26 protein-coding genes are annotated in these 25998 nt (G+C 30.7%); 15 read left to right on the top strand and 11 right to left on the bottom strand.

Annotated features, from left to right (window positions below; genetic code table 11):
- Nucleotides 1–3 precede the first annotated feature (3 nt).
- Nucleotides 4–747, bottom strand: a complete 744-nt coding sequence (locus D6T69_RS10140; RefSeq protein WP_125067625.1) for a slipin family protein — start codon at nucleotides 745–747, stop codon at nucleotides 4–6.
- Nucleotides 748–1043: 296 nt separating this feature from the next.
- Here D6T69_RS10140 and D6T69_RS10135 point away from each other — a divergent pair, with 296 nt between their 5' ends.
- From D6T69_RS10135 to D6T69_RS10075, 13 genes are all read left to right on the top strand, one after another.
- Nucleotides 1044–1871, top strand: a complete 828-nt coding sequence (locus tag D6T69_RS10135) for a helix-turn-helix domain-containing protein (RefSeq protein WP_125067624.1) — start codon at nucleotides 1044–1046, stop codon at nucleotides 1869–1871.
- 40 nt (nucleotides 1872–1911) lie between these two features.
- Nucleotides 1912–3528, top strand: coding sequence for a serine hydrolase domain-containing protein (locus D6T69_RS10130; RefSeq protein WP_125067623.1), 1617 nt, complete (start codon nucleotides 1912–1914; stop codon nucleotides 3526–3528).
- A 20-nt stretch (nucleotides 3529–3548) separates the two neighbouring features.
- Nucleotides 3549–3890 (top strand): IS200/IS605 family transposase, encoded by a 342-nt coding sequence (tnpA, locus tag D6T69_RS10125; protein WP_240628297.1) that lies wholly within the window; start codon nucleotides 3549–3551, stop codon nucleotides 3888–3890.
- A gap of 288 nt (nucleotides 3891–4178) precedes the next feature.
- Nucleotides 4179–5036: an ATP phosphoribosyltransferase gene (gene hisG, locus D6T69_RS10120; RefSeq protein WP_125067621.1), complete on the top strand. Its 858-nt coding sequence runs from the start codon at nucleotides 4179–4181 to the stop codon at nucleotides 5034–5036.
- 88 nt (nucleotides 5037–5124) lie between these two features.
- A complete protein-coding gene (gene hisD, locus D6T69_RS10115) occupies nucleotides 5125–6411 on the top strand; it encodes a histidinol dehydrogenase (RefSeq protein WP_125067620.1) in 1287 nt (428 codons plus the stop codon).
- A gap of 47 nt (nucleotides 6412–6458) precedes the next feature.
- Nucleotides 6459–7523 (top strand): histidinol-phosphate transaminase, encoded by a 1065-nt coding sequence (gene hisC / locus D6T69_RS10110; RefSeq protein ID WP_125067619.1) that lies wholly within the window; start codon nucleotides 6459–6461, stop codon nucleotides 7521–7523.
- Nucleotides 7524–7536: 13 nt separating this feature from the next.
- The gene (gene hisB, locus D6T69_RS10105) at nucleotides 7537–8670 is read left to right on the top strand and encodes a bifunctional histidinol-phosphatase/imidazoleglycerol-phosphate dehydratase HisB (RefSeq protein ID WP_125067618.1); all 1134 of its coding nucleotides are present in this window, start codon (nucleotides 7537–7539) and stop codon (nucleotides 8668–8670) included.
- Between the two features lie 84 nt (nucleotides 8671–8754).
- A complete protein-coding gene (gene hisH / locus D6T69_RS10100; RefSeq protein ID WP_125067617.1) occupies nucleotides 8755–9336 on the top strand; it encodes an imidazole glycerol phosphate synthase subunit HisH in 582 nt (193 codons plus the stop codon).
- Between the two features lie 20 nt (nucleotides 9337–9356).
- On the top strand, nucleotides 9357–10073 hold the full coding sequence (hisA, locus tag D6T69_RS10095) for a 1-(5-phosphoribosyl)-5-[(5-phosphoribosylamino)methylideneamino]imidazole-4-carboxamide isomerase (protein WP_125067616.1): 717 nt from the start codon (nucleotides 9357–9359) through the stop codon (nucleotides 10071–10073).
- Between the two features lie 3 nt (nucleotides 10074–10076).
- The gene (gene hisF, locus D6T69_RS10090; protein ID WP_125067615.1) at nucleotides 10077–10829 is read left to right on the top strand and encodes an imidazole glycerol phosphate synthase subunit HisF; all 753 of its coding nucleotides are present in this window, start codon (nucleotides 10077–10079) and stop codon (nucleotides 10827–10829) included.
- Nucleotides 10826–11410: a bifunctional phosphoribosyl-AMP cyclohydrolase/phosphoribosyl-ATP diphosphatase HisIE gene (gene hisIE / locus D6T69_RS10085; protein ID WP_125067614.1), complete on the top strand. Its 585-nt coding sequence runs from the start codon at nucleotides 10826–10828 to the stop codon at nucleotides 11408–11410. The genes hisF and hisIE overlap by 4 nt, the downstream gene beginning before the upstream one ends.
- A 355-nt stretch (nucleotides 11411–11765) precedes the next feature.
- On the top strand, nucleotides 11766–12893 hold the full coding sequence (locus D6T69_RS10080; RefSeq protein ID WP_125067613.1) for an FIST signal transduction protein: 1128 nt from the start codon (nucleotides 11766–11768) through the stop codon (nucleotides 12891–12893).
- A gap of 47 nt (nucleotides 12894–12940) precedes the next feature.
- A complete protein-coding gene (locus D6T69_RS10075) occupies nucleotides 12941–14620 on the top strand; it encodes an ATP-binding protein (RefSeq protein ID WP_164506714.1) in 1680 nt (559 codons plus the stop codon).
- A gap of 98 nt (nucleotides 14621–14718) precedes the next feature.
- Here the strand turns inward: D6T69_RS10075 and D6T69_RS10070 are convergent, their stop codons facing one another.
- On the bottom strand, nucleotides 14719–16140 hold the full coding sequence (locus tag D6T69_RS10070; RefSeq protein ID WP_125067611.1) for an amidohydrolase family protein: 1422 nt from the start codon (nucleotides 16138–16140) through the stop codon (nucleotides 14719–14721).
- Nucleotides 16141–16236: 96 nt separating this feature from the next.
- On the opposite strand from D6T69_RS10070, the gene D6T69_RS10065 reads away from it, so the two are divergent.
- Entirely contained in the window at nucleotides 16237–17391 is a 1155-nt protein-coding gene (locus tag D6T69_RS10065; protein WP_125067610.1) for a class I SAM-dependent methyltransferase, read from the top strand.
- A gap of 8 nt (nucleotides 17392–17399) precedes the next feature.
- Nucleotides 17400–18323 (top strand): EamA family transporter, encoded by a 924-nt coding sequence (locus tag D6T69_RS10060; RefSeq protein WP_125067609.1) that lies wholly within the window; start codon nucleotides 17400–17402, stop codon nucleotides 18321–18323.
- Between the two features lie 47 nt (nucleotides 18324–18370).
- On the opposite strand, the gene D6T69_RS10055 is transcribed toward D6T69_RS10060, so the two are convergent.
- Genes D6T69_RS10055 through D6T69_RS10015 form a run of 9 tightly spaced genes read right to left on the bottom strand, consistent with a single transcriptional unit; the run spans nucleotide 18371 to nucleotide 25976 of the window.
- On the bottom strand, nucleotides 18371–18766 hold the full coding sequence (locus D6T69_RS10055; protein WP_125067608.1) for a hypothetical protein: 396 nt from the start codon (nucleotides 18764–18766) through the stop codon (nucleotides 18371–18373).
- A gap of 42 nt (nucleotides 18767–18808) precedes the next feature.
- Nucleotides 18809–19630: a DUF1853 family protein gene (locus D6T69_RS10050; RefSeq protein WP_125067607.1), complete on the bottom strand. Its 822-nt coding sequence runs from the start codon at nucleotides 19628–19630 to the stop codon at nucleotides 18809–18811.
- Nucleotides 19631–19637: 7 nt separating this feature from the next.
- Nucleotides 19638–20141 (bottom strand): OmpH family outer membrane protein, encoded by a 504-nt coding sequence (locus D6T69_RS10045; protein WP_125067606.1) that lies wholly within the window; start codon nucleotides 20139–20141, stop codon nucleotides 19638–19640.
- Nucleotides 20142–20199: 58 nt separating this feature from the next.
- Nucleotides 20200–21108 (bottom strand): tRNA (adenosine(37)-N6)-dimethylallyltransferase MiaA, encoded by a 909-nt coding sequence (miaA, locus tag D6T69_RS10040; protein ID WP_125067605.1) that lies wholly within the window; start codon nucleotides 21106–21108, stop codon nucleotides 20200–20202.
- Nucleotides 21109–21924, bottom strand: coding sequence for an ion transporter (locus tag D6T69_RS10035; protein ID WP_125345050.1), 816 nt, complete (start codon nucleotides 21922–21924; stop codon nucleotides 21109–21111).
- Between the two features lie 32 nt (nucleotides 21925–21956).
- Nucleotides 21957–23054, bottom strand: coding sequence for an exonuclease domain-containing protein (locus tag D6T69_RS10030; protein WP_125067603.1), 1098 nt, complete (start codon nucleotides 23052–23054; stop codon nucleotides 21957–21959).
- Between the two features lie 33 nt (nucleotides 23055–23087).
- Nucleotides 23088–23756: a YggS family pyridoxal phosphate-dependent enzyme gene (locus tag D6T69_RS10025; protein ID WP_125067602.1), complete on the bottom strand. Its 669-nt coding sequence runs from the start codon at nucleotides 23754–23756 to the stop codon at nucleotides 23088–23090.
- Between the two features lie 24 nt (nucleotides 23757–23780).
- Nucleotides 23781–25019 carry a DUF1015 domain-containing protein gene (locus D6T69_RS10020; RefSeq protein WP_125067601.1) on the bottom strand — a complete coding sequence of 413 codons (1239 nt, stop codon included), beginning with the start codon at nucleotides 25017–25019 and terminating at the stop codon, nucleotides 23781–23783.
- Nucleotides 25020–25022: 3 nt separating this feature from the next.
- Nucleotides 25023–25976, bottom strand: a complete 954-nt coding sequence (locus D6T69_RS10015; RefSeq protein WP_125067600.1) for an NAD(P)-dependent oxidoreductase — start codon at nucleotides 25974–25976, stop codon at nucleotides 25023–25025.
- Nucleotides 25977–25998: the final 22 nt, after the last annotated feature.

Below are 25998 nucleotides of genomic sequence, written 5' to 3'. Positions count from 1 at the left end.
AACCTATTCAGATTTCTTTTCTTGATTTGGTAACATCTCTTCGGGAAAAGGAAATAGTATTGTTGAGTTTTTCTCCGCTGCAATATTTGATAGTGTTTGGTATAAACGCAGTTTAATGGCAGAAGGAGATTGATCTATAAGTTTACCTGCCTCTAAAAGTTTAGAAGCAGCTTGTTCTTCTGCCAAGGCAAGAATAATACGCGCTCTTCTAGAACGTTCTGCTTCAGCTTGATTCGCCATCATACGACGCATATTTTCAGGTAATTGTATGTCTTTTATTTTAACATCAATTATTTCAATACCCCATTCTTTAGTTTCCAACTCTACTATTTCTTTGATGTTTTTTCCCATCTCTTCTCGTTTAGAGAGTATGGTATCTAACTCAACTTTACCACAAACATCTCTTAGTGCGGCTTGTGCTAATTGCGTAATGGCGAACTTATATTCTTCAACCTCTAAAACGGCCCGTTCAGGATCGTTAATCTTAAAGAAAACAACTCCATCTATACTACAAGGCACATTATCTTCGGTCATTACTTCTTGAGAATCTATATTGAAAGTAATCACTCGAATGTCAACAATTTGTATAGTTTCAATAAATGGAATAATCCATCTAAATCCAGGGTTTAAGGTTTTAATATATTTCCCAAACCTAAATTTAATGGCTCTTTTATATTCAAAAATTATACGGATTCCAGCAAGTAAGAATATGGCTAAAATACCGAAAAGGATTGTAAATCTATTCATGACTTTTGAGTATTATGAATGCTACAGTATACTTAAAGAAAAAGTTTATAAAACCAAGAGGGAAGGTTGCTACTTTCGTTACCTTGAATTGTGTTTATTCAATAAATACAATAACATGCTTCCTATAAATTTACGAATTTTTAAGGAAACATATGAGTGTTTTTTAATAGTATTGGGATTCATGTTATTGATAAACAATTAATTAAATATCGAGAACACTGTTTTAATGATTATTATTAATCATTTTTATGTTGATCTATAAAGTAACACTATACCCTCTTACTCGTCTACTTAGTATGCAACAACTTAGTAAAGGAAAATATTACGGGGCTCATACACAAAAACTTAATTTTGATCAATTTTTAGTAACAGATACAATTTATACTCACGATAAAGTAGATTGGCATTATCATGAAAATCCATATTTCACATTCTTGTTAGAGGGTAAATTATATGAAGCGAATAAAAAAGAATCGTATTATTTAGAATCAGGAAGCTTAGTGTTTCATAATTGGCAAGATGCACATTATAATATTAAACCACCAGAGCATACAAGAGGCTTTCATATAGAACTTACCAAAGATTGGTTTACTAATTTTGATATCTCTTTATCAAATGCAGAAGGAAGTATTCAGGTTGAAAATCCATATATAAAACAGCACATTTATAAAATATTCTTAGAGACTAAGAAAAGGGATGAGTTTTCAAAAATTAGTATAGAAATGTTACTCCTAAATACGTTTGGTGCTATTGAAAAAGAATCAGAAGATCAAAAAGAAAAGCGACCAAGATGGGTTGCTAAAATTTTAGAAATTATACATGAACAACCAGAACTTTGTACCTCACTTTCTGATTTAGCTATAGAGTTAAACATTCATCCTGTTCATTTATCCCGACAATTCCCCAAATATTTTTACACTTCATTGGGCAATTATATAAAAACAGTAAAATTGAATAAAGCATTAATTCAAATAATAAAAAAAGAAAGCTCGATAACTCAAATAGCAATTGATTCAGGGTTTTATGATCAGAGTCATTTTATAGCTTCATTCAAAAAAAGCTTTAACCTTACTCCTTTAGCATATCGCAAAATAACTACAGATGTTAATTTTATACAATTTTAAGTAGTAAAGTATTTATTCTTTTGCTTCAAACTTTTTAATTATGAAATTTATCAAACTCTTAATGATCCCTATTTTAGGGTTTTCAATTTTTTCGTTCAGTAATTATAACAAAGAATCGAATACTCCAATTTTATTTTTTAAAAATGATTTTAAAAATAAATCGGAAAAACAAGTGTATATAGAAGACTTTACACTTAATAAAGATGAATATTTATCTCTACAATTCGAATTAGAAAAACCATTAATTCAATATTTAAAGGAACTAGCTCCTGATTTAACGGATAAACAGTTATTAAATAAAGGGAATTTTCAATTTTCTTTTTTAGTAGATAATAAGCTTATTTATACAGAAAACTTAAATAAAGGAGCAGGAACTCCAAGTTCAAAAACTACTCAATTAAAACATACAATTCCTCTAATTTATCCTGAAAAACTAGATTACTGGGGTTGGTTTATGTGGTTGAAATTTATGAAAATGAATGGAGGTAGAGATGCTTTGTATAAAGGAAATCATCTGTTAACTATTGAAGTTAAACCTTATGTAAATAGTTCTTCTTTAAAAGTAGGAAAGATTATAGCTAAAGGAGATTTAAATATGAAGGTTAAAGAATTACCTTATGATAAAAATTTAGTTCCTATCCAAAAAATATCTCCTGCAAATGGATGGGAAATTTCTAAAGAGGTATATAAAAAAGAAAAAATAGAAGCTTTAAATAAAAAAATTGCTCAAGGTAGGTTTGAACACATTAACGGAATTGTTGTTGTAAAAGATAACAAGTTGTTAATTGAAGAGTATTTTAATGGATCTAGTAGAGAAAGTTTACATGATCCAAGATCTGTTGGAAAAACGATTGCTTCAACCATTACAGGAATAGCAATAGAAGAGGGGTATATAAAGGATGAAAATGCAAAACTCAAGGAGTTTTATGATTTAAAAACGTATAAGAATTACTCGCTTAAAAAAGATAGTGTAACCTTGAAGTCTTTATTAACAATGAGTTCTGGTTTTGTTGGAGATGATGATTATAGTAATCCAGGAAATGAAGAGTTTATGTATCCAACAACTAATTGGGTGAAATTTGCCTTAGACCTTCCTATGAGTACAGCTAAAGAAATAGGAGAGAAGTACAGTTATTTTACAGCAGGAGTAGTGGTTTTAGGAGATGTTTTGAATAAAACAGTTCCAAATGGTTTAGTTAAATATGCTGATGATAAATTATTTAGTCCTTTAGGTATTACAAACTATAAATGGGAGTACACCCCTCAAAATGTTGGTAACACGGCAGGAGGTATTCGATTACGAGCGATAGATTTTGCTAAATACGGACAGTTATATAAAAATGAAGGTTACTGGAATAATCAACAAATTATATCTAAAAAATGGGTAGAAAAAAGTTTGTCAAAACAGATTAAACAACCTTATACTAATGATAGTTTTTATGGATATTTATTTTGGAACAAAACATACAGAGTAAACAACAAAAACTATGAAGTATCTTTTTGTTCAGGTAATGGAGGGAACAAAATTTTTATTTTCAAAGACATTCCATTTGTAGTTGTAATTACTGCTTCTGGTTATGGTTTGCCGTATATGCATTCAGATGTTGATAAAATAATTACCGATTATATTTTACCAGCTATCGGAGATTTGTTTTGAGTCCAAAAGTAGATAGGATATTGAAGCAGAGTTGTTTGTCAATAGAAGATAGATATGAGATTCAGTTTATAGAAATAGAGTCTGATAAGAATCATGTTCATTTTTTACTTCAAAGTGTACCAACATATAGTCCTAGTAAAATAGCCCGAACAATTAAAAGTATTACAGATCGAGAAATATTTTCCCAAGCTCCAGGAGTAAAGCGAGCATTATGGGGAGGTTGCTTTTGGGGTAGTGGGTTTTACATCAATACAGTAGGGCAGTACGCTAATGAAGAAATAATAGCTAATTATGTCAAGAATCAAGGGAAAGAAGAAGAATATAAATCCTTGTATAAAACTAAACAGTTAAGGTTTTTCTAAATGTAATACCTCGGGGCTTGCCCGAGGATTATTTACTTTTTTTAAAAAAAAGCTTGCATAATTCAATTTTTATTTCAAATCTTTGTAACAACAAAACACAAGACATGAGTTTTATTCAATTACATCATCATCATTTTCATACTTGCACTCAGGCGAGCTGAAAATGTATTGAATAAAATCAAGATATATTTTAAACCCGTTTGAGTAAATCAAACGGGTTTTTATTTTCAACAAGGCGCCACGAAAATACTTCTCAAAAGATTTACTCAAACCCATTCAAAACTAAAAATGAGTAAATTAAAAATAGCCATACAAAAATCAGGAAGACTTAATCAAGACTCCTTACAAATACTAAAAGATTGTGGTATTTCTATTGATAACGGTAAAGATCAATTAAAAGCTTCAGCAAGTAACTTCTCGTTAGAGATATTTTATTTAAGAAATGGAGATATTCCACAGTATTTAAAAGATGGAGTAGTTGACATAGCTATTATCGGAGAAAACTTGTTAATAGAAAAAGGAGAAGGAATTCAATTTATAGAAAAACTAGGTTTTTCAAAATGTAAAGTGTCCTTAGCAATTCCTAAAAATGAGGAGTATACAGGAATAAACTACTTTCAGAATAAAAGAATAGCTACTTCATATCCAAATACCGTTTTAAAATACTTACAAGAAAGTAACATTCAGGTACAACTACACATTATCAATGGCTCAGTTGAAATAGCTCCTAATATTGGGCTTGCCGATGGTATATGTGATATTGTTTCAAGCGGTTCAACTTTATTCAAAAATAATTTAAAGGAAGTAGAAACCTTATTAAAGTCGGAAGCTGTTCTAGCTGTTTCTCCCCAAATCAAAGAGGAACAACAAGATATACTAAACAAATTACAATTTAGAATTCAATCTGTTTTAAAAGGAAGACAATCAAGGTATGTCTTATTAAATGCCCCGAATGAAAAACTAGACAAAATCATTGATATTTTACCAGGAATGCGTAGTCCAACTGTATTACCGTTAGCTGAAAAAGGTTGGAGTTCAGTACATTCTGTATTAAATAAAAATGAGTTTTGGGAAATTATAGATGAACTAAAAGCCAATGGAGCAGAAGGTATTTTGGTCTGTCCTATAGAAAAAATGGTTGTTTAATCGCAGGGTGATAGCCAAGGATTTAATTCTCCATACTTGTGTTGAGTAGAGTTGAGGAATTATAGTTTGAAACAATAAAGATAAACAGATGAAAATCATAAAAAATCCAGCAAAACAAACTTGGGAGTCATTGTGTAAAAGAACAACAATCAATGAAAAAAGTTTGCAAGAAACAGTACAAACCATCTTAAATGATGTAAAAAATAACAAAGACAAGGCATTAACAAAATACGCTCAGTTATTGGACAATGTTTCTTTAAGCTCTTTTAAAGTTACTCAAGAAGAAATAAAGAGTGCTAAAAATGTGGTTTCAGAGGAATTACAACAAGCAATTCAATTAGCTAAAAGTAATATTGAAACATTTCATAATTCACAAAAAGAATTACCTAAAAAAGTAATTACAACAAATGGTGTTACATGTTGGAGAAAAAATGTAGCCATCGAAAAGGTGGGATTGTATATTCCAGGAGGTTCAGCTCCTTTGTTTTCAACTATTTTAATGCTGGGTGTTCCTGCTAAAATTGCAGGATGTAAAGAAATTATTTTATGCACACCTCCTAACAAGAAAGGAGCTATCAATCCTGCAATTTTATATACAGCTTCTTTAGTAGGTATCACACAGATTTTTAAAGTAGGAGGGGCTCAGGCTATAGGTGCCATGGCATATGGAACAGAGTCTATTCCGAACGTGTATAAAATTTTAGGTCCAGGAAATCAATTCGTAACCAAGGCAAAAGAATTAGTGCAACAACAAGGAGTAGCTATCGATATGCCTGCAGGTCCGAGTGAAGTACTGGTTATAGCTGATGAAACAAGTAATCCAGTTTTTGTAGCTGCCGATTTATTATCGCAAGCAGAACACGGAGCAGACAGTCAATCAGTATTGGTAACTACTAACGAAGAAGTTGCTAAAAATGTGGAAGTAGAGTTAAAGAGACAGTTAGAAGATTTACCTAGGAAAGAACTTGCAAAAAAAGCAATAGAAAATAGTTTTACAGTGGTTTTTAACTCTAAAGAAGAATGTATAGACTTTAGTAACGAGTATGCGCCAGAACACTTAATTATAGCATCAGAAAAAGCTTTTGAATATATTGATGGAATTGTAAATGCAGGTTCGGTATTCTTAGGAAACTACAGTTGTGAAAGTGCTGGTGATTATGCTAGTGGTACCAATCACACCTTACCAACAAATGGTTATGCAAAAAACTATAGCGGAGTTTCGTTAGACAGTTTTGTTAAAAAAATCACTTTTCAAAAAGTTACTAAAGAAGGAATTAGCACTATAGGAAAGTCCATAGAAATAATGGCAGCAGCTGAAGGTTTACAAGCGCACAAAAATGCCATTACAGTTAGATTAAAAGAGTTAAATAGCTAAGAGTCATTTCGAATGAATATGAGAAATCTTAACAAAAAGAATTAACAATGAAAGAGTTCAATTTGAATAACATCATACGTCCTAATATTCAGAAGCTAAAGGGGTATTCTTCTGCAAGGGATGAATTTAAAGGAGAAGCAGAAGTGTATTTAGACGCTAATGAAAATCCGTTTGGAACTTTAAATCGTTATCCAGACCCACAACAAATAGCAATTAAAAAACGATTGTCTGAAATTAAAGGTGTAAATGAGAATCAAATCTTTATAGGGAATGGAAGCGATGAAGTTATCGATTTAGCATTTCGTATTTTTTGTGAGCCTGGTAAAGATAAAGCATTGACTTTTTCCCCTTCATATGGAATGTACAGTGTGTCTGCTGCTATTAATGATGTTAAATTAGTAGAATTACCTTTAACATCTGATTTTCAAATAAACGTAGAAGAACTGAATCCATACTTGAAAGATGAAGCTCTTAAACTCATTTTTATCTGTTCACCTAACAATCCAACAGGTAATTGTTTTGAAGGTGAAGCTATACAGTACATTCTTAAGGAGTTTAAAGGAATTGTAATTATTGATGAAGCCTATATTGATTTTAGCACTAAAGAATCTTTTATAAATCAATTAAAAAATTATCAAAATCTAATTATTAGCCAAACCTTTAGTAAAGCTTGGGGATTAGCAGGTGTTAGAGTAGGAGTAGCGTATACAAATTCTGATATTATAGACCTCTATAATAAGGTAAAACCTCCTTATAACATTAGTACTTTAAATCAAGAAGCTGTGCTTAATAAGCTAGATAATTTAGCACAGTTTGAAATTGAGAAAAATATCATTCTCAATGAAAAGGAAAAACTAGAAAAACAGCTGCAAGAAATTGAATTAGTAAAAAAGATATATCCTTCTGAAGCTAATTTTATACTAATTGAAGTTACAAACGCTAATAAATTGTATAACTCGTTAGTAGCTCAAAAAATTATAATTAGAAACAGGAATAGTTTGGTAAATAATTGCATACGAATTACGGTAGGAAGTGAGAAAGAAAACAAAAAATTAATGACAGCATTAAAGGAATTGAGTGTTACACCTGATGAAGTTGAAAATTCATTTTAAATTTTAAAAAACGATGAAAAAAATATTATTTATAGATAGAGATGGTACCTTAATTAAAGAACCAGCAGATGAACAAACAGATTCGTTTGAGAAATTACAATTCTACCCAAAGGTTTTTCAAGGATTGAGTAAAATAGCCAAAGAACTTGATTTTGAATTAGTGTTAGTTACTAATCAAGACGGATTAGGAACAGATGCATATCCAGAAAACACGTTTTGGCCAGTACACAATTTTGTGATGAATACTTTAAAAGAAGAAGGTATCAAGTTCATAGAGGAAATAATTGACAGAACATTTGCTAAAGACAAACAACCTACAAGAAAACCAAACACAGGTTTATTAACAAAATACTTCTCTAAAGAGTACGATTTGAAAAACTCTTTTGTGATAGGTGATCGATTGACCGATGTTGAATTGGCAAAAAATCTAGGAAGTAAAGCTATTTATATCAATGATGAAATCTATTTAGGCTCTGATGAAATCACCATAAAAAGAACAGAATTAGATCAATATATTGCTTTAGAAAGCAATGATTGGAATGCCATTTATGAGTTTTTAAAATTAGAAGAACGTTCAGCAACTATTGAACGTAACACGAATGAAACTCAAATTAAAATCGATTTAAATTTAGATGGAACTGGGAAAAGTACGATAGATACTGGTATTGCTTTTTTCGATCATATGTTAGATCAAATAGCGCGTCACGGTCAAATGGACCTTAATATACAAGTAAAAGGTGATTTAGAAGTAGATGAACACCACACTATTGAAGATACAGCGATTGCTTTGGGAGAGGTGTTTAACAAAGTTCTTGGTAACAAATTAGGTATTGAACGTTACGGATTTTGTTTACCTATGGATGATTGTTTAGCCCAAGTAGCTATTGATTTTGGAGGAAGAAACTGGTTAGTTTGGGATGCAGAATTTAAAAGAGAAATGATAGGAAAAATGCCAACAGAAATGTTTTTTCACTTTTTTAAATCGTTTACCGATGGAGCTAAGTGTAATTTGAATATCAAAGCAGAAGGAACAAACGAACATCACAAAATAGAAGCCATTTTTAAAGCTTTTGCTAAAGCCATAAAAGTAGCGGTAAAAAGAGATGTAGACAAGATGATTTTACCATCAACAAAAGGAGTTCTGTAAATAATTACGAATTTAAAATTATGAATTATTCAATGAGTATAAAAAGTAATTCGTAATTAAAAATTCATCATTCATAATTAAAATATGATAGCCATTATAAAATACAATGCAGGAAATATACGCTCGGTACAAAATGCGCTAACTCGCTTGGGGTATAAAAGTATTATCACAGATAATCCAACAGAAATAAAATCAGCAGATAAAGTAATATTTCCAGGAGTTGGAGAAGCAAGTTCTGCTATGGTATATTTAAAAGAACGAAAATTAGATGAACTAATTGTTTCTTTAAAACAGCCTGTTCTAGGAATTTGTTTGGGCTTACAGTTAATGTGTCAATCTTCTGAAGAAGGAAATACTAAATGTTTGGGAGTTTTTGATGCAGAAATAAAGCAATTTCCACCGAAAGAAAAAGTACCGCACATGGGATGGAATAATTTTTCAGATCTAAAATCTTCGGAAATACTGAAAGACATAAAACTAGAAGATGATGTGTATTACGTTCACGGATATTATGCAGAACCTTGTGAACATACGTTGGCTATTTGTAACTATATTGTTCCTTTTAGTTCAATTATACAGAAAGATAATTTTTATGCCATGCAATTTCATCCAGAGAAATCAGCTGATGTAGGAGAACAATTGTTAAAAAACTTCTTGGAGTTATAAGTAAATTTAAAATTGAAAAAATGAGAATTATACCAGCAATAGATATAATAGAAGGTAAATGTGTTCGGTTGACTAAAGGAGACTATGCAACACAAAAAATATACAATGAAAATCCGTTAGAAGTAGCAAAAGAGTTTGAAGCTAACGGAATACAGTACTTGCATTTAGTTGATTTAGACGGTGCAAAGTCGAATCGTATTATAAATAACAAAGTATTAGAGCAAATAGCAACTAAAACCAACTTAAAAATCGATTTTGGAGGTGGTTTAAAATCAAAAGACGATGCACGTATTGCTTTTGAAAGTGGAGCTAACCAAATAACAGGAGGAAGTATCGCTGTCAAGAATCCTGAGATTTTTATGGAGTGGGTTACTCAATATGGACGTAATAAAATAATCCTTGGAGCCGATTGTAAAGATAGGAAGATAGCTACTCACGGTTGGTTAGAGACTACAGAACTCAACGTTGTAGATTTCATCAAGCAATATGAGCTAAAATCGGTAACAAACTGTATATGCACTGACGTAGCCAAAGATGGAATGTTGCAAGGAGCTTCTGTAGATTTATACTTAGATATTTTAAGTAAAACCTCGGTGAATTTAATAGCAAGTGGAGGAGTAGCAGATATTAATGATTTGCACAGGTTAAAAGAAATAGCCTGTGAAGGTACTATTGTAGGAAAAGCTATCTATGAAGGAAACATCAGTTTAAAAGAGTTACAAGAATTTATAAGCTAAAACATGTTAAAGAAAAGAATTATCCCATGTTTGGATATTAAAAATGGAAGAACGGTAAAAGGGGTCAACTTTGTAGATATAAAAGATGCAGGAGACCCTGTTGAGCTAGCCAAGCAATATGTAAAAGAAGGAGCAGACGAATTGGTGTTTTTAGACATTACTGCTACGTTAGAAAACAGAAAAACATTTGTAAAGCTGGTAGAAAAAATAGCTAAAGAAATCAACATTCCATTTACAGTTGGAGGAGGCATTAGTACTGTTGAAGATGCTGTGGCTTTAATTCAAGCTGGAGCCGATAAAGTAAGTATTAATTCTTCCGCAGTAAAAAATCCACAATTGATAACTGATTTAAAAAATCGATTTGGAAGTCAATTTGTTGTCGTTGCTATTGATACTAAAAATGTAAACGGAGATTGGAAAGTGTTTACAAAAGGGGGAACTTTTGAAACTGAACTCGAAACGGTAAGTTGGGCTATAGAAATTGAAAAATTAGGTGCTGGCGAAATTCTATTAACCTCTATGAATAGTGATGGAACAAAAAACGGATTTGATATTGAAGTAACCGACGCAGTAAGCAAAGCTGTAAATATTCCTGTGATTGCTTCTGGTGGTGCTGGAAAAGTAAAGCACTTTACTGAAGTATTTACCAAAACCCAAGCTAGTGCAGGTTTAGCAGCTAGTATTTTTCACTTTGGTGAAATCCCTATACCTGTATTAAAAAGCGAATTAAAAAAACAAAAGATAGCCATACGATGAATGTAGATTTTACAAAAGGAAACGGACTGGTTCCAGTCGTAATTCAAAATAATATTACTTTACAAGTGTTAATGCTAGGTTATATGAATGAAGAAGCTTTGGCTAAAACACAAAAAGAAGGGAAAGTTACTTTTTATAGCCGAAGTAAAAATAGACTTTGGACTAAAGGTGAAGAATCTGGAAATTTTTTATGGGTAAAAGATATTCAGGTAGATTGTGATAATGACACTTTGTTGATTAAAGCTACTCCTGAAGGACCAACTTGTCATAAAGGAACAACTTCTTGTTTTGCAGAAGAGACTTCTAAAGGTTTTTTATATTCATTAGAAAGCATTATTGCTGATAGAATAGATAATGATGTTGAAACTTCTTACACTAATAAACTTTTTAAAAGAGGTATTAATAAAGTAGCTCAAAAAGTAGGAGAGGAAGCTGTGGAAGTCGTTATTGAAGCAAAAGACAATAATGACGAGTTATTTAAAAACGAAGCTGCCGATTTACTATATCATTATTTAATTTTACTAAAAGCCAAAGGTTTTACGTTAACAGATATAGAAAGTGTGTTGAAAGAGCGTAATTAAAAATAAGTGATCTTATTATAGCATAGATATGACTGTATCAACAAATAAGATACTCTATTTCCTACAGTAGCATAGTAGTTATTTTTATTGGCACCGCCAAAGGGTTTAATATCCCGAGGCTTGCCTCGAAAACCAATAGCTTTTTACCTATAAATACCTCGTGAGCTTGCTCCGAGGTATTTTACTTTGTTCGTTTTCTGAAGAGTTAAATATATCTTTATTCTTTCTTTCGGCAAACCAAGCATTTCGATATACTTTATGATGCTTTTGGTGTTGAATTTTTAAAATAATTTGGTAAAATATGTTAAAAATACATTTATATTGTTATTTTTAAGTTGTTAAAAATTAATAAGTTATGAAAATTCAGCAAATTTCCTTAGCAGAGAATAACTGGAAAGAAATACTTTCTATAATAAATATAGATGTAGATATTTTCCTTCTTTTTGTTTCTCCTCAATACCATAACAAAAAGGAAGTAGTAGACTTTCTATGTGAAAACTATCCTAATGCAGGTATAATGGGGTGCTCTACTGCTGGAGAAATATCAGATATCACAGTAAAAGATAACACTATATCAATTACAGCAATTCAATTAGAAAAAACAACTTACAAAAAGGAGTCTGTCAAAATTAAAGCTATGGAAGACAGTTATAAAGCAGGGCAAAAACTGGCTGATAAGCTTTATAATAAGGATTTAAAGCATGTTTTTATTTTAAGCGATGGTTTAAATGTCAATGGAGCAGATCTGGTTTCGGGATTAAAATTGAAATTACCAAATGTAAGCATTACTGGAGGCTTGGCTGCAGATGGTGCAGAATTTACAAAAACGTTTGTGATTAATGATGATAAGATTGTAGACAAGATTATTGTAGCCATAGGGTTCTATGGAGAAGATTTAAAAATAGGTTTCAGTTCTAAAGGTGGTTGGGATAGTTTTGGTTTAGAAAGACAAGTCACAAAATCTTTTAAAAATCAACTTTTTGAATTAGATGGCTTACCAGCTCTGAAGCTATATAAATCCTTTTTGGGAGAACAGGCAGAAAGCTTACCAAGCTCGGGGTTATTGTTTCCTTTGAGTATGAGAATAAATGAGAATTCAGATCCTATAGTAAGAACAATTTTGGCTGTAGATGAAGAAACGCAAAGTTTAACCTTTGCAGGTAATATTCCTGAAGGGGCTTATGTTCGTTTGATGAAAGCCAATGTAGACCGATTAATTAATGGAGCTGGAGATTCAGCAAAATTAGCCAATAAAGAGTTTAAAAATAGTTCAGAATTAGCAATACTAATAAGTTGTGTTGGCAGAAGATTAGTATTAAAGCAATTGGTTGAAGAGGAAGTAGAAGCAGTACGTGACGTTTTAGGAGAAAAACCTTGTGTAACAGGTTTTTATTCATATGGCGAAATAGCTCCATTTGGAGAGTTTTCTCCTTGCGAGCTTCATAATCAAACCATGACAATAACAACGCTATCAGAATGGTAAAAAATGAGTATCATAGGTTATTAAATAGGCAGCTTAAAAAAGCTGGGTTGGATTTTTTAGAAAACCCAAGGTATTTTGAGTTTATAAACATGGTTAATGATGCTTATAAAAGCTTTGATAAAGATATAAAGCATATTGAGAACATTCTTGAACAAAACTCAAAAGAACTGTTTGCTGCAAATAAGAAATTAACCCTTGAAAGAGACCACACCAAAACACAATTAGAAAATATAGTAGATAATGTTTCAGGTGTTATTTTTGAAACTGACCTGAAAGGAAATTTCACATTCTTAAATAGTGCTTGGGTAGAGTATTCAGGAATACCAATAGAAGAATCTATTGGAAAAAATTTTAAAGATTTTTTTAAAAGGGATAGTATTGAGGTAAAGAGAATAATTAACAACATGTTCTCTTTAAAGAAAAAACATATAAAATTAATTTTTAAGCATGAAAAAGATGGCGGATTGATGTGGTTTGAATTGAAATCCAAACTAACAGTAAACAAAGAAGGAGAACCATCAGGTTTTATAGGAAGTATAACCGATATAACTAATTTAAAAGTAACCGAAATTGAACTACAAAAAGCTAGTAAGTCTAAAGACGAATTTCTATCAACAATGTCCCATGAAATAAGAACACCTTTAAATGCGGTTACTGGTTTAACAAATATCTTATTGATGGAAGATCATTTGCCGGAGCAGATAGAAAACCTCAAAGCATTAAAGTATTCAGGAGAACATTTGTTAGGGTTGATTAATGATTTATTGGATTTTAATAAAATCAAATCCGGAAAAGTAAAAATTATAGAGGACGATTTTAGTTTAAATTATTTTTTAGAAAACATTAAAACTCATTTTACACTAAGATCTAAAGAGAAGGGATTGGAGTTTAAATTAATTCAAAAAAACGATATCCCAAATAATATTATTGGAGACAAACTAAAGTTGACACAAATAATAAAGAATTTATTAAGCAACTCGTTGAAGTTTACTGAAGCAGGAAGTATAATTTTAAGTGTTAAAAATTTAGGGATAAAGGAAAATAAAGTTAAACTTAAATTTAAAGTAATAGATACAGGTATTGGTATATCTAAAAAAGAGCAAGAATCTATTTTTGAAAGTTTTATGCAAGCCAATTCTAAAGTATCTGTAGAATATGGTGGTACTGGTCTTGGATTATCTATAAGCAAAAAATTACTGAATTTACAGGGGAGCGATTTAAAAGTTAAAAGTCAATTAAAAAAAGGATCTACTTTTTCATTTGTTATAGAATATAAAATTAGTAATAGTTTTAACGCTTTTGAACCAGAAATGATTAAACAGCAGCCAGACTATGAGCCTATAACTGTAAATGTGTTAGTTGCAGAAGATAGTAAATTAAATACGTTTATTTTAAAGCGATTCTTTTTAAAATGGAATGTGAAATATAAAGTAGCAGAAAATGGAAAAGAAGTATTGGCTATTTATAAAGATTTTGATTTTGACTTGATTTTAATGGATTTACATATGCCACAACTTAATGGGTATGAAACAACTAAGATTATAAGAGCTTTACCAGATAAGCAGAAAGCGAATATTCCAATTATAGCACTTACTGCATCTGCACAAACCGAAATAAAAAAGAAAACAGAACTCTATAAAATGAATGGTTTTATGAGTAAACCATTCAACCCTGAAAAACTATACATTTTATTGAAATCTTATAGCAGAGAATATTGTAAAAAATAAAAAAGGATAAGAATAATTTCCAATAAATTTTTCTTGTTTTGGTTTTTTATTTCATTTCGATTTTTTGATTAATTATTCTAGTCAGTTAGTAAATCAATTTATAAATTCTTTCTATTTTTCCATTGAAACTTCTCTTTATTGGCATTGTTCCATTGTTCTACTTTCTGAAGCATAGAGTTAATCTTATTTTTATTTAGCCATTTTCCGTTGACAAAAACTCCTGAAATAGAACGCGTGTTTTCAATTTTTTCTAAAGGATTTTTATCAAGTAAAATCAAGTCAGCAAACTTTCCAGCTTCTATCGTTCCTATTTTATCGCCGATTTCTAACCATTTAGCAGGTAACCTAGTTGCGTAAGTTAAAGCTTCTTCAGGTGTTAAGCCTGTTTCTACTAATAGTTCTAATTCATCATGAAGAGAAAAACCCCAAACAATTCCAGAAATACCAGCATCTGTTCCTGCAAGCATAGGTACATTAGCTTCTTTAAAAGCTTTTACAATCTGAATATGAAAATCTTTTTGTTTATTATAGAATTCTATTAATTCGGGAGAAGCTCCATGATAACGATTCGAGTTTAACCATTTACTCTGCATTAGCGGATGTACATACTTTAAACTTGGTAATTTTTGAATATTTTCTAATGATTTAGCCTGTTTTGAAATCCAGACCATATTAGATAAATTCGGAATTAGCCAAGTATTATTTTCTTTAGCCAAACGAGCAAATTCTTGCGCTTTTTCATAACTATAATCATTCGTCTGTTTCGATAATTCTTCAGCATGTGCTATGAGTCCGAAATGTGGTACAAATAAATCTTCAGCTGGTTTTCCTTCAAAAGTAGCAGGAATGTGTCCTACAACTTTCATATTTTGTTTCTCAGCTTCATCAATAACAGCTTTAAAAGTTTCTTCGTTTAACCAAGTATAAACCTTTATAAATCTATATCCTAAACCTTTTGCATTTCTAACAGATTGTCTTCCTTCTAAAGGAGTTGTAGCTTTTATTTCATTGCCTTTACCATCAATTACAGCAGCTATTGCTATACGTGGACCAATAACACTTTTATCCATTATTTTATCTCTTTGTGAAAAGTGCCCAAGTCTTCCACTTAACTCAAATACTGTAGTAACTCCATTGGCAATATATGGAGTCATTAAGTTTTGAGTGTTAAAATTTACTGTAGAGCCTCTAGTTGCATATCCTCGAGAGAAACTACCATTACTTAGTGTATGTACATGCATGTCAATAAGCCCAGGAATAAGCCATTTACCTTTACCATCGATGATTGTTGCTTCAGAAGGAATAGAATCATTTATGGATTTTATCTTGTTATTATGAATTACTACAGTAGCATTTTCAATGACATTGTTATTCTTTGTCATTGGTATTACATTGACGTTTTTTATAACGTAGGTATTACTTTCTTTTTCAATTTCAGCTTTATTACTTTTTGTACAATTAATTAGGAAAAAAGACACTGTTAGGAGTAATAATAAATTGCTGACTTTTAGATGTTTCATGCAGTTTAATTTTCTTAAAGACGTTTTAGAATAGAAAATGTTACAAATGATAAAAAATGAGATAAATATTAATGTTCGATTGGCTATTTTTGCAATATGAAAGAAGCCTTGCATCAACTGTTTATTGAATTTCAAAACAGCATTCAAAAAAATGATTTTGTAAAATTAACTTTAAGTAAACCAATTCGTAAAAGTGATGACTTGTCGAATGTATACGTTCGTCAAATAACGTTAAAAGGAGACGTGTGTTTTCAGTTTTTATATCGATATAAAACAAATGACCAAACAAAAAACTATTCTTTTGAAGAAAGTGTAGAGGAATTAACCAACTTACTTTCAGAAAATTTTAGAGCTGCAACCTTATTTACGCTGACTAATGATTTATTGGTATTCATTTCAAAAAAGAAAAAGGTAAGCTATAAAACTACGCAGCCTAGTTTTAAAAACAAATTACCAGAAACTCACGATAAACCAAAAGAGAAAAGAGCTGAAAACAGCGAATATTTATATCATTTAGGAGTAACGGATAAAGGAGGGAAAGTAATTCCTAAAATGGCGGATAAATACCGTCAGATAAATAAGTATTTAGAGATTATTGAAGCCCAAATACAATCAGTTAAATTACCTAATCATATCAATATTGTTGACATGGGGTCAGGAAAGGGGTATTTAACCTTTGCTTTATATGATTATTTGGTCAATCAAAAAGGGTATACAGCTAGTGTTACAGGTATTGAATTACGTGAAAGTTTGGTAAATTATTGTAATGATATTGCTAAAAAATGTGGGTTCAAAGGTTTATTGTTTGTAGCGCAACCTATTCAGGAGTATGACAATGATAAAATAGATATTTTAATTGCTTTACATGCTTGTGATACAGCTACAGATGATGCTATATACAAAGGGTTAGTTTCTAAAGCAGAATTAATTATTTGTGCACCGTGCTGTCATAAACAAATCCGTCAACAAGTAAAAGGAAAAGAGCAGGAGAGCCCTTTATTAAAATATGGTATTTTTAAAGAACGTCAGTTTGAAATGGTTACTGATACTATTAGAGCGTTGATTTTAGAAAAACACCAATACAATACTAAAGTTTTTGAATTCATAAGTAATGAGCACACACGCAAGAATGTAATGTTGATTGGTGCTAAATCTTCAAAAAAAGTAGATTCAGAACGTATTGGTGCAAAAATATCAGAATTAAAAAGTGCTTATCAAATAGACCAACATTATTTAGAAACCTTGTTGTAATTCGGCTTATGAAAGAATCTAAACCACTAATTATAGCCGCTTTTATTGCTATTTATGTAATTTGGGGCTCTACCTATTTACTAAATAAAATTGTTGTTACTGAAGTTTCACCATTGTTGTTGGCAGCTATTCGTTTTTCTATATCGGGAGCGCTAATCATGTTAATAGCTAAACTTTTAAAAAGAGAAATAAAAGTGACTAAAAAACAATTTTTAAATTCTGCGATAGCTGGTTTCCTTTTTTTAGTATATGGAAATGGAATGTTTGTTTGGGCATTAAAATTTGTTGATAGTGGTTTTGGTGCTTTATTAGCGGCAACACAACCATTATTTGTATTGTTGTTATTACGTTTGATTGATGGAAAGAAAATGCAAAGACAATCGATTATTGGAGTGGTTTTAGGAATTATAGGAATGTATTTGTTAGTAAGTCAAAATGAAATTACGACTTCAAAAGATATGCTAATAGGAATCTTTATGATTTTTTCATGCGTATTAAGTTGGAGTTACGGTAGTGTTTTTGTGGCCAAAGCTACGCTTCCTAAAAACTTTTTTGTAAGTACAGGATATCAAATGCTTTTTGCAGGAGGCTTACTTTTTACTGCATCTCTATTATTAGATGAAAACTGGTCTTCTCCCTTAGATTGGTCTTTTAAAGCGCAAGGAGCTATGTTTTTATTAATTGTTTTTGGAAGTATTGTTGCATTTACATCTTTTAATTATTTATTAAAAATTGTTCCAACAGAAAAGGTATCGACATCAGCATATGTTAATCCTGTTGTAGCCTTGTTTTTAGGGTGGTATTTTTTAGATGAAACCTTGACAACACAATCAGTAATAGCGTCTATTATATTATTATCAGGAGTTTATTTTATTACATCAAGAAAGCGAATTTCAAAGTTAAAGGTTACCAGTAAACCACAAAAAGTTTAGAGATCTATTAACAAGAAGTATTTTTAGTAGTATTTAAAACAGAAAAATTATATTCCTTTACCCGATAAATACATAGCTAACTCTCCTGTATCATGTCTTATTATTATGATAGTTTTTCTTATGCCAACTTTAGTTGGTGTAAATACTAGATTGAAATAAGTACCTTTCCTGCTGATACTTGTTCCTATCGACAATCCTTCAACACTAAAATCTTTAGGATTATCTCCTTTAAGAAGTATTTCAGTTATCCTTGTGTCTACATCACATACATTTGAAAGTTTAAATTCTGACTTTTTACTTGTATGTATTTTAGACTCTAGTTGAAAATAGCCAAGAGAAATTTCATCAGCTTCAACACAAGTGGTAGGTTCGTCATCTTTAAAGCAAGAAGAGAAAATAAGTAAAGTGAAGAGTAGTAAGAGAAATATATTTGAATTTTTCATGAACTTTTTTGCGAGCAAATTTAATAAGTAATTTGAAATACACTAATCTTTCCACCAAACCACAAAAAATTTAAGTAATTCTCCATTTGGTTTCTTTAGCCAACAAAGTGGTGCGTTTTCTTCATTTAAAAACTGTTGAAGTTTATTTTGAAAGGCTTCAAAAGTTAACCAGTTAATATTTGAATGCGGATTCACCAACCAATCATGTTTATTAGGAATATAGAACTTACAACCTGAGAATTTTGCTAATTCCTTTGGGTAGACATAAAAACCATAAATGCAATCATTGTTAACATGTTTAAAACTACTTCTAAAGTCTTTTAATGGAACAAATAACTGTGTTTTAAAATACACTTGTTGCTTTATTTCATTAATTTTTAGTTTTAATTTGTCTAGATAGGCTTTTGTATGGTTAGAGTAGAGAAGAGGTAATTGTTTTTCTTGAAGCTTTGTTAGTTTTTGAATAAGAGAATCACGTCGATTTGGACCAATCCAATGTTCAATTTCAGAGTTGCCAACAGTAGCATCGTACAAATAGAATTTATATATAACTTCTAAATGAATTGTTTTTTTATTTTTTAATAGCAAACAATCCAATTCACCTACGGTAATTTTTTCTTTTTGAATTTGAATATTTTCAGCAAGGATTGATACAGAACTATCTTGATTTAATTCAAATGAAACAAAACGTTCAACTAACTTTCCTAAACGTAATTTTTGTGTGATTTCTTGGTTAAACGAAGTTGTTCGAGTTTTTGAAGTAGTAAATTGTTCTAAGTTAAAAACACCTTTTCCATGCCATAGAAAAGGTGTTTTTAAAAATCCTTCATATTGTAATTGTAAGTCTTTTTTTTGGGGGTACATAAAAGATTTACTCTTTAATTCCTAATTTATCTAATACCAATTGAGTGATATCAAAACGCTCATCAATATACCCAAATTGATTTCCATTAGTAGTTAAAATTTGCGTATATCCATTTGCTTTAGCAACTTCGGCTATTACCTCACTTAACTTTTTATATAAGGGACGTAAGCTTTGATCTCTTTGCACTTGCATCATAGTGGCTCCATTCTGACGAAATTTACCCATTTCTTGCTCAAGAGTTCTTAATTCTTGAAATCTAGCTTTCTTGTCATCTTCAGTCATTAGCTTTTCTTCTGCTTTAAAAGAATCTACTTTAGCTTTATATTCTGTAGCTTTTATTTGAAAACTAGAGTCTAGTTTTTTACCATAATTTTCTACTCGTTGTAAAACGCCTTTCATTTGTGGCATTTTACTAATGATTAATTCGCTGTCTACTGTTCCTACTTTAGTTTGAGCATTAGAAAATCCGATAAAAAATAAAGCTAGTATAAAAGTGATTTTTAGTTTCATGTATTTCTGTTTTTTGACAAATATAAAAAAGTGATTTTTTTAGTGTTCTTAAAAAGCGTTAAAGTTTATTTTCAATGGCTTTTATAATATTTTGAACATCTTCTTGAAAATCAAACCATATGGTATTTGCATCTTTACGAAACCATGTTCCTTGTCGTTTGGCAAATCTTCTAGAGTTTTTCTTAATTTCCTCAATAGCAAACTCTTTAGTAAAATTACCTTCAAAATATTCAAATAACTCTCTGTATCCTACTGTTTGTAGTGCGTTTAGGTTTTTATGAGGATGTAGTTTTTTAGCTTCTTCTATCAAACCGTTTTCAATCATAATATCTACTCGACGGTTGATGCGATCGTACATAATTTCTCTATCTGCTTTTAAACCTATTTTTATACTTTGAAAATTACGAGGTGTTTTAGGTTTATTTTTAAAAGAACTATATGTTTTTCCAGTGCCTATACAAATTTCTAATGCACGGATTAATCGATGTGGATTATCTATAGCAATTGTGTTGTAAGCTTCTAAATCAAGGCTTTTTAATTGATTTTGAAGATGTTCTATACCTTTGTTTTCTAACTCAGTAGTTAAATCTATTCTTATTTGTGAGTCTACATTAGGAAAATAGTCTAATCCTTTTAAAACAGCATCTACATATAAACCACTTCCACCTACCATTATTTGAACTGGATTTTTGATAAACAGTATGTCTAGAGTTTTTAATGCATCTTTTTCAAACTGTCCTACTGAATAATCCTCAAAAATACTTCTGTTTTGAATAAAATGATGTGGAGCAGCATCCAGTTCTTCGGGGACAGGAACAGCTGTTCCTATAGTCATTTCTTTATAAAACTGACGAGAGTCACACGAAATAATATCACAATTAAAATGCTGAGCTAGTTTAATGCTTAGTGCTGTTTTACCAATAGCAGTTGCACCAACAATTGTAATTAACGTATTCTTTTGAGACATTTAGTTCAGTTTTGTTCCGCAATGATAACAAAATTCTGCATCATCTTTATGCCCTTCATAGGAGCAATTTGGGCAAGATTGGGTGTTTAGATGTACCTTTTTTTTGGTCATTTCTGAACTTACTATTCCTGTAGGAATAGCGATAATAGCATAACCAATAATTACAGTAATACTTGCAATAAATTGTCCTAAAGCGGTTTGCGGAGCAATATCTCCATAACCAACGGTTGTAAGTGTTACTATTGACCAATAAATGCTTCTAGGAATACTTGTAAAGCCGTTTTCAGCCCCTTCAATAAAATACATTACGGAACCTAAAATGATACAGATAATCAACACAAAATAAAGAAAGACTCCAATTTTAGCTTTACTAGCATTTAAAGCTTTTATTAATTGATTTGACTCTCCAATATATCTAGAGACTTTTAAAATCCTAAAAACTCTTAATAAACGTAATGCTCTTAATGCTATTAAACTACTATGGGTACCTACAAAAAAGAACGTTAGGTACATAGGAATAGTAGAAAGTAAATCTATAATACCATAAAAGCTAAAAATATATTTTGTTGGTTTTTTTATTGAAATTATTCGAAGGATGTATTCAATTGAAAAAAAGATGGTAATAACCCACTCAGATACGTATAAGAAATTATGATGCTTATTGTCAAAGCTTTCAACACTTTCAAGCATTACTAATATAATACTTGCTAAAATTGCAAATAATAAAGCAATATCAAATAGCCTACCAGCAGATGTATCTGCTTCATAGATTACTTCGTGTAATTTTTCTCTCCAATTAAGTGTTTTATTATCCAAAAGGTCAGATTTTTGAATGCTCTATAGCAATATTACAAATTATTTTCAACTTGTAATCGTACTATTTTAGACACTTTATTTTTTAGTAAATAGTTTTTAATGATGGTTTTTGCTAGCTCTTTGTGTTCAATAGGAGTGAGCATTGATTTTAGAATAGACAATTGGTTTTCTTGAAATGCAAGATTGGTATATGTATATCCTACAACTTCGTTTTTTTCAATTAAAATTACAGCGTGTTCTTCTGGAACTCTACCTTTATCAACGATAAGCATGTTATCATGATTAAAGTTTCTATCTGTAATTTTTCTTTTTCTAATGATATTGTACTTAGGTTTTAGCTTTTCAAGCTCTAAATGGTATTTTAAGCGTGTAAAAAGTATATTTCCCGTTTCTTCATAAGAAACCCTAGCAACTCTTTTTATTACTTTTAAAGCTTTTCTGGTTTCTTTTAAAAAGAGTTTGTTAGTTTCTTGTTTTATATTTTTACCTCTACCTACAAAAATGATAGTTCCCTCATGATTATGGACGTAAAAAAGACCTTCTTTTTCAGGTAAACTATCTAATATTCTTTGAATACGAAACTTTTCATGTCTGTTATCAAAATACTTTATAGATTGTTGAATGATATTTTTCTCAACATCTTTATCTATCAATAATTTAAATAATTGTACAGTGGCTAATGCATCACCTGTAGCTCTATGACGATCAGACATAGGAATTCCCAAAAATTTACATAGTTTCCCCAGACTATGAGATGGAGATTCAGGGATAAGTTTTTTACTTAAAGTTACTGTACAAAGCGTATTACGTTTATATTTATAGCCTAATCGGTCAAATTCGGTACGAAGAATACGATAATCAAAATTAGCATTGTGAGCTACAATAAAGCAATCTTGAGTTATTTCAACAATTCTTTTCGCTACTTCATAAAACTTGGGTGCATTTCGCAGCATTTTGTTATTAATACCAGTAAGTTTTACAACAAACTCCTGAATTTCTCTTTCTGGATTTACTAAGCTAATGAATTGATCTATAATTTGATGTCCGTCATATTTATAGATGGCAATTTCTGTAATTCCTTCTTCGTTATATTTTCCTCCAGTAGTTTCAATGTCTAAAATAGCGTACAAATCTCTCCCTTTTTTAAGCTGGTCTATGTAAATCTAAGCAATATAATTTCTAACTCCAAAAATAGAGCTTCCTATTCGTACCATTGTACTGCCATTTTTTATGGCTAATTCATAATCACCACTCATTCCCATAGATAATATTTGTAAATTAGGATAGTTTTCTTGATTTTTATTAAAGAAATTAGCTAATGAAGAAAACTCTTCTTGTAATTGTTCTTGGTTATCTGTAAACGTAGCCATTCCCATTAAACCAACAATTTTTATATTTTCAAGTTCTTTTAATTCTTCCGAAGCTAAAATAGCTTCAATATCTTCAAAAGGTAACCCAAATTTGGTATCTTCTTTAGCAATTCGTGCTTGTAACAAACAATTAATAACTCTATTATGTTTTTTAGCCTGTTTGTTTATTTCTTTCAGTGTTTTAAAACTATCTACACCATGAATTAAATCAACAAAATGAGCCATGTACTTTACCTTATTACGTTGTAGGTGACCAATCATATGCCATTTTATGTCTTTAGGCAATTCATCATACTTAGCTACCATTTCCTGTATTTTATTCTCACCAAATACTCGTTGCCCAGCATCGTAAGCTTCTTGTATATCGGCAATAGGTTTGGTTTTAGAAACAGCAACTAACGTTACATTTTCTGGTAGTGTTGATTTTATTTTTTGAAGATTTTCTTTAATTCCTGTAATCATAATAATTTTTTATCAGACTTTACACTAAAACTCATAAATAGTTAAAGCACTTCTTAACTTAGGTTCTATGTAGGTTGTTTTCGGTGGCATCATTAAGCCAGCATCAACAATAGTTTTTAGTTCTTGAATATTAGTAGGTAACATTCCAAAAGAAACTTTAAATTCACCACTGTCAACCTTTGTTTTTAATTCTAACCCGTCAGATTTGTCTTGAGAATATACAATTTTAGAGGCGTTTCTAATATCCTCAATTCCTAAAATAGGCTCTAAAACGGTTGTATATAAAATATAAGCATCTAATTCACTTAAACAGTCAGTAAATTCATAAGCTGATTTACGTAAATACAAAGCATAAAATTCACCATTTAAATACATGCTAAAATGGTGTTTTTCTTTAGGTCTATATAATTCCTGTCCACGATTTTCAATTCTAAAGTGCGTGTCAAGTTCGATTAAGAGTTCTTCAGGAGTTAACCCGTTTAAATCTCTTATAAATCTATTGAATTCGTAAATTTTTACCTGACTTTCAGGTAATAGGTAACTCATGAAAAAGTTATAGTCTTCTTTTCCTGTATGTTTTGGATTATTCTCTGCTAAATTTTGTGCCAATAAACATGAAGATGTTGAACGATGATGTCCATCAGCAATATATAGGGTGTTAACTCCTTTGAAAGCTTTTGCTATTTGCTCTACATCTTTCTCTTCGTTTATAACCCATAAAAAATGTAAATCCCTATCAGATGTAGAAAACTCGTATTCGGCTCTTTCTTCCTGATATTTTTTTATAATAGCATTAATTACATCATTGTCAGGGTAGGTGAGTAGCACTGGTTCTGCATTAAAACCTGTATTTTTTAAGTAGTTTTCAAACAATAATTCACGCTCTTTTAACGTGTCTTCGTGCTTTTTTATTACTTCATTATGATAATCTTCTACAGAAGTGGCAGCAATGATTCCACAGAAATTATCATTTGGAGTTATTTTTTGATATACGTAATAAGCAGGAGTTTCATCTTGCTTAAAGACTTCATTTTCTTTGAATTCTAAGTAACGATTGTGTACCAATTTAAAGCGTTGTTCTCCTGTTACATCTTGTTTATGATATTTATAACCTGGGTTAATTACATGTAAAAAAGTGTATGGATTAAAATCGAGTTTTGCTCCAATTTCCGCAGGCGTATAAATCTCATAAGATTTAGAAGATACTAAAGCAACTTTATCTCTGGTGGCTCTAACAGCTTTAAATGGTTTTACAATTGCCATAGATTATTCGCTTAGTAATTCGATGATTTTGTTAGCAACTTCAATTCCAGCTCTATCTTGTGCTTCAACAGTTGAAGCTCCAATATGAGGAGTCATCGATATTTCAGGGTTCATTAATAGTTGAATTTCAGGTCTTGGTTGGCTTTCAAAAACGTCCAATCCTGCATATTTAACCTTACCACTATCAATAGCATTAACTAAATCAACTTCATTTAGAATACCTCCATGAGAAGTGTTTATAATTCCTACACCATTTTTCATTTTGTCAAACAAAGATGTTTCTATAACATATCCTTCTTGAGCAGGAAGGTGTAGCGTAATAAAGTCTGATTTAGATAATAAATTATCTATAGTTTCTGTTTCAATAAAGAAATCTACTGATTGACCATCGAAAAAAGGAATTGTGATAGTTGCATTGTCTATTTCTACATCAGTAGCTATCACTTCCATACCTAGAGCTATCGCAGTTTTAGCTACTTCTTGTCCTACAGTATCAAATCCAATAATTCCTAATGTTTTACCTCTTAGCTCAGTTCCCTGCGAGTATTGCTTTTTTAAGGCGTTAAAGCGCATGTCTCCTTCTAAAGGCATTTCACGGTTCGATTGATGTAAAAAACGAACCATTCCAAATAAATGAGCAAATACTAGTTCTGCAATTGAAGTGGCAGAAGCATCTTCGCTATTCACAACATGAACTCCATTATCAATAGCATAATCAACATCAATGTTGTCCATTTCGGTTCCTAAACATGCAATAAGTTTAATACTTGGACAAGCATCAATTAACTCTTGTCGTACTTGTGTAGTATTACCTGCTGTAATAGCATCAATAGCATGATCGTTTATATAATTTTCTAGCTGCTCTTGTGCAACTTTTGTATTTATAACTTCAAAACCTTTGTTTTCTAAAGCTTGTATTCCGCTAGCGGAAATTCCATCATTCACTAATATCTTCATCGATCTTTATATTAAAATGTCA

This window comes from Tenacibaculum singaporense (genome assembly GCF_003867015.1).
GTDB lineage: Bacteria > Bacteroidota > Bacteroidia > Flavobacteriales > Flavobacteriaceae > Polaribacter > Polaribacter singaporensis.
Note: the sequence above shows the minus strand (reverse complement) of the source record. Positions and strands in the feature narration are given on the sequence as shown.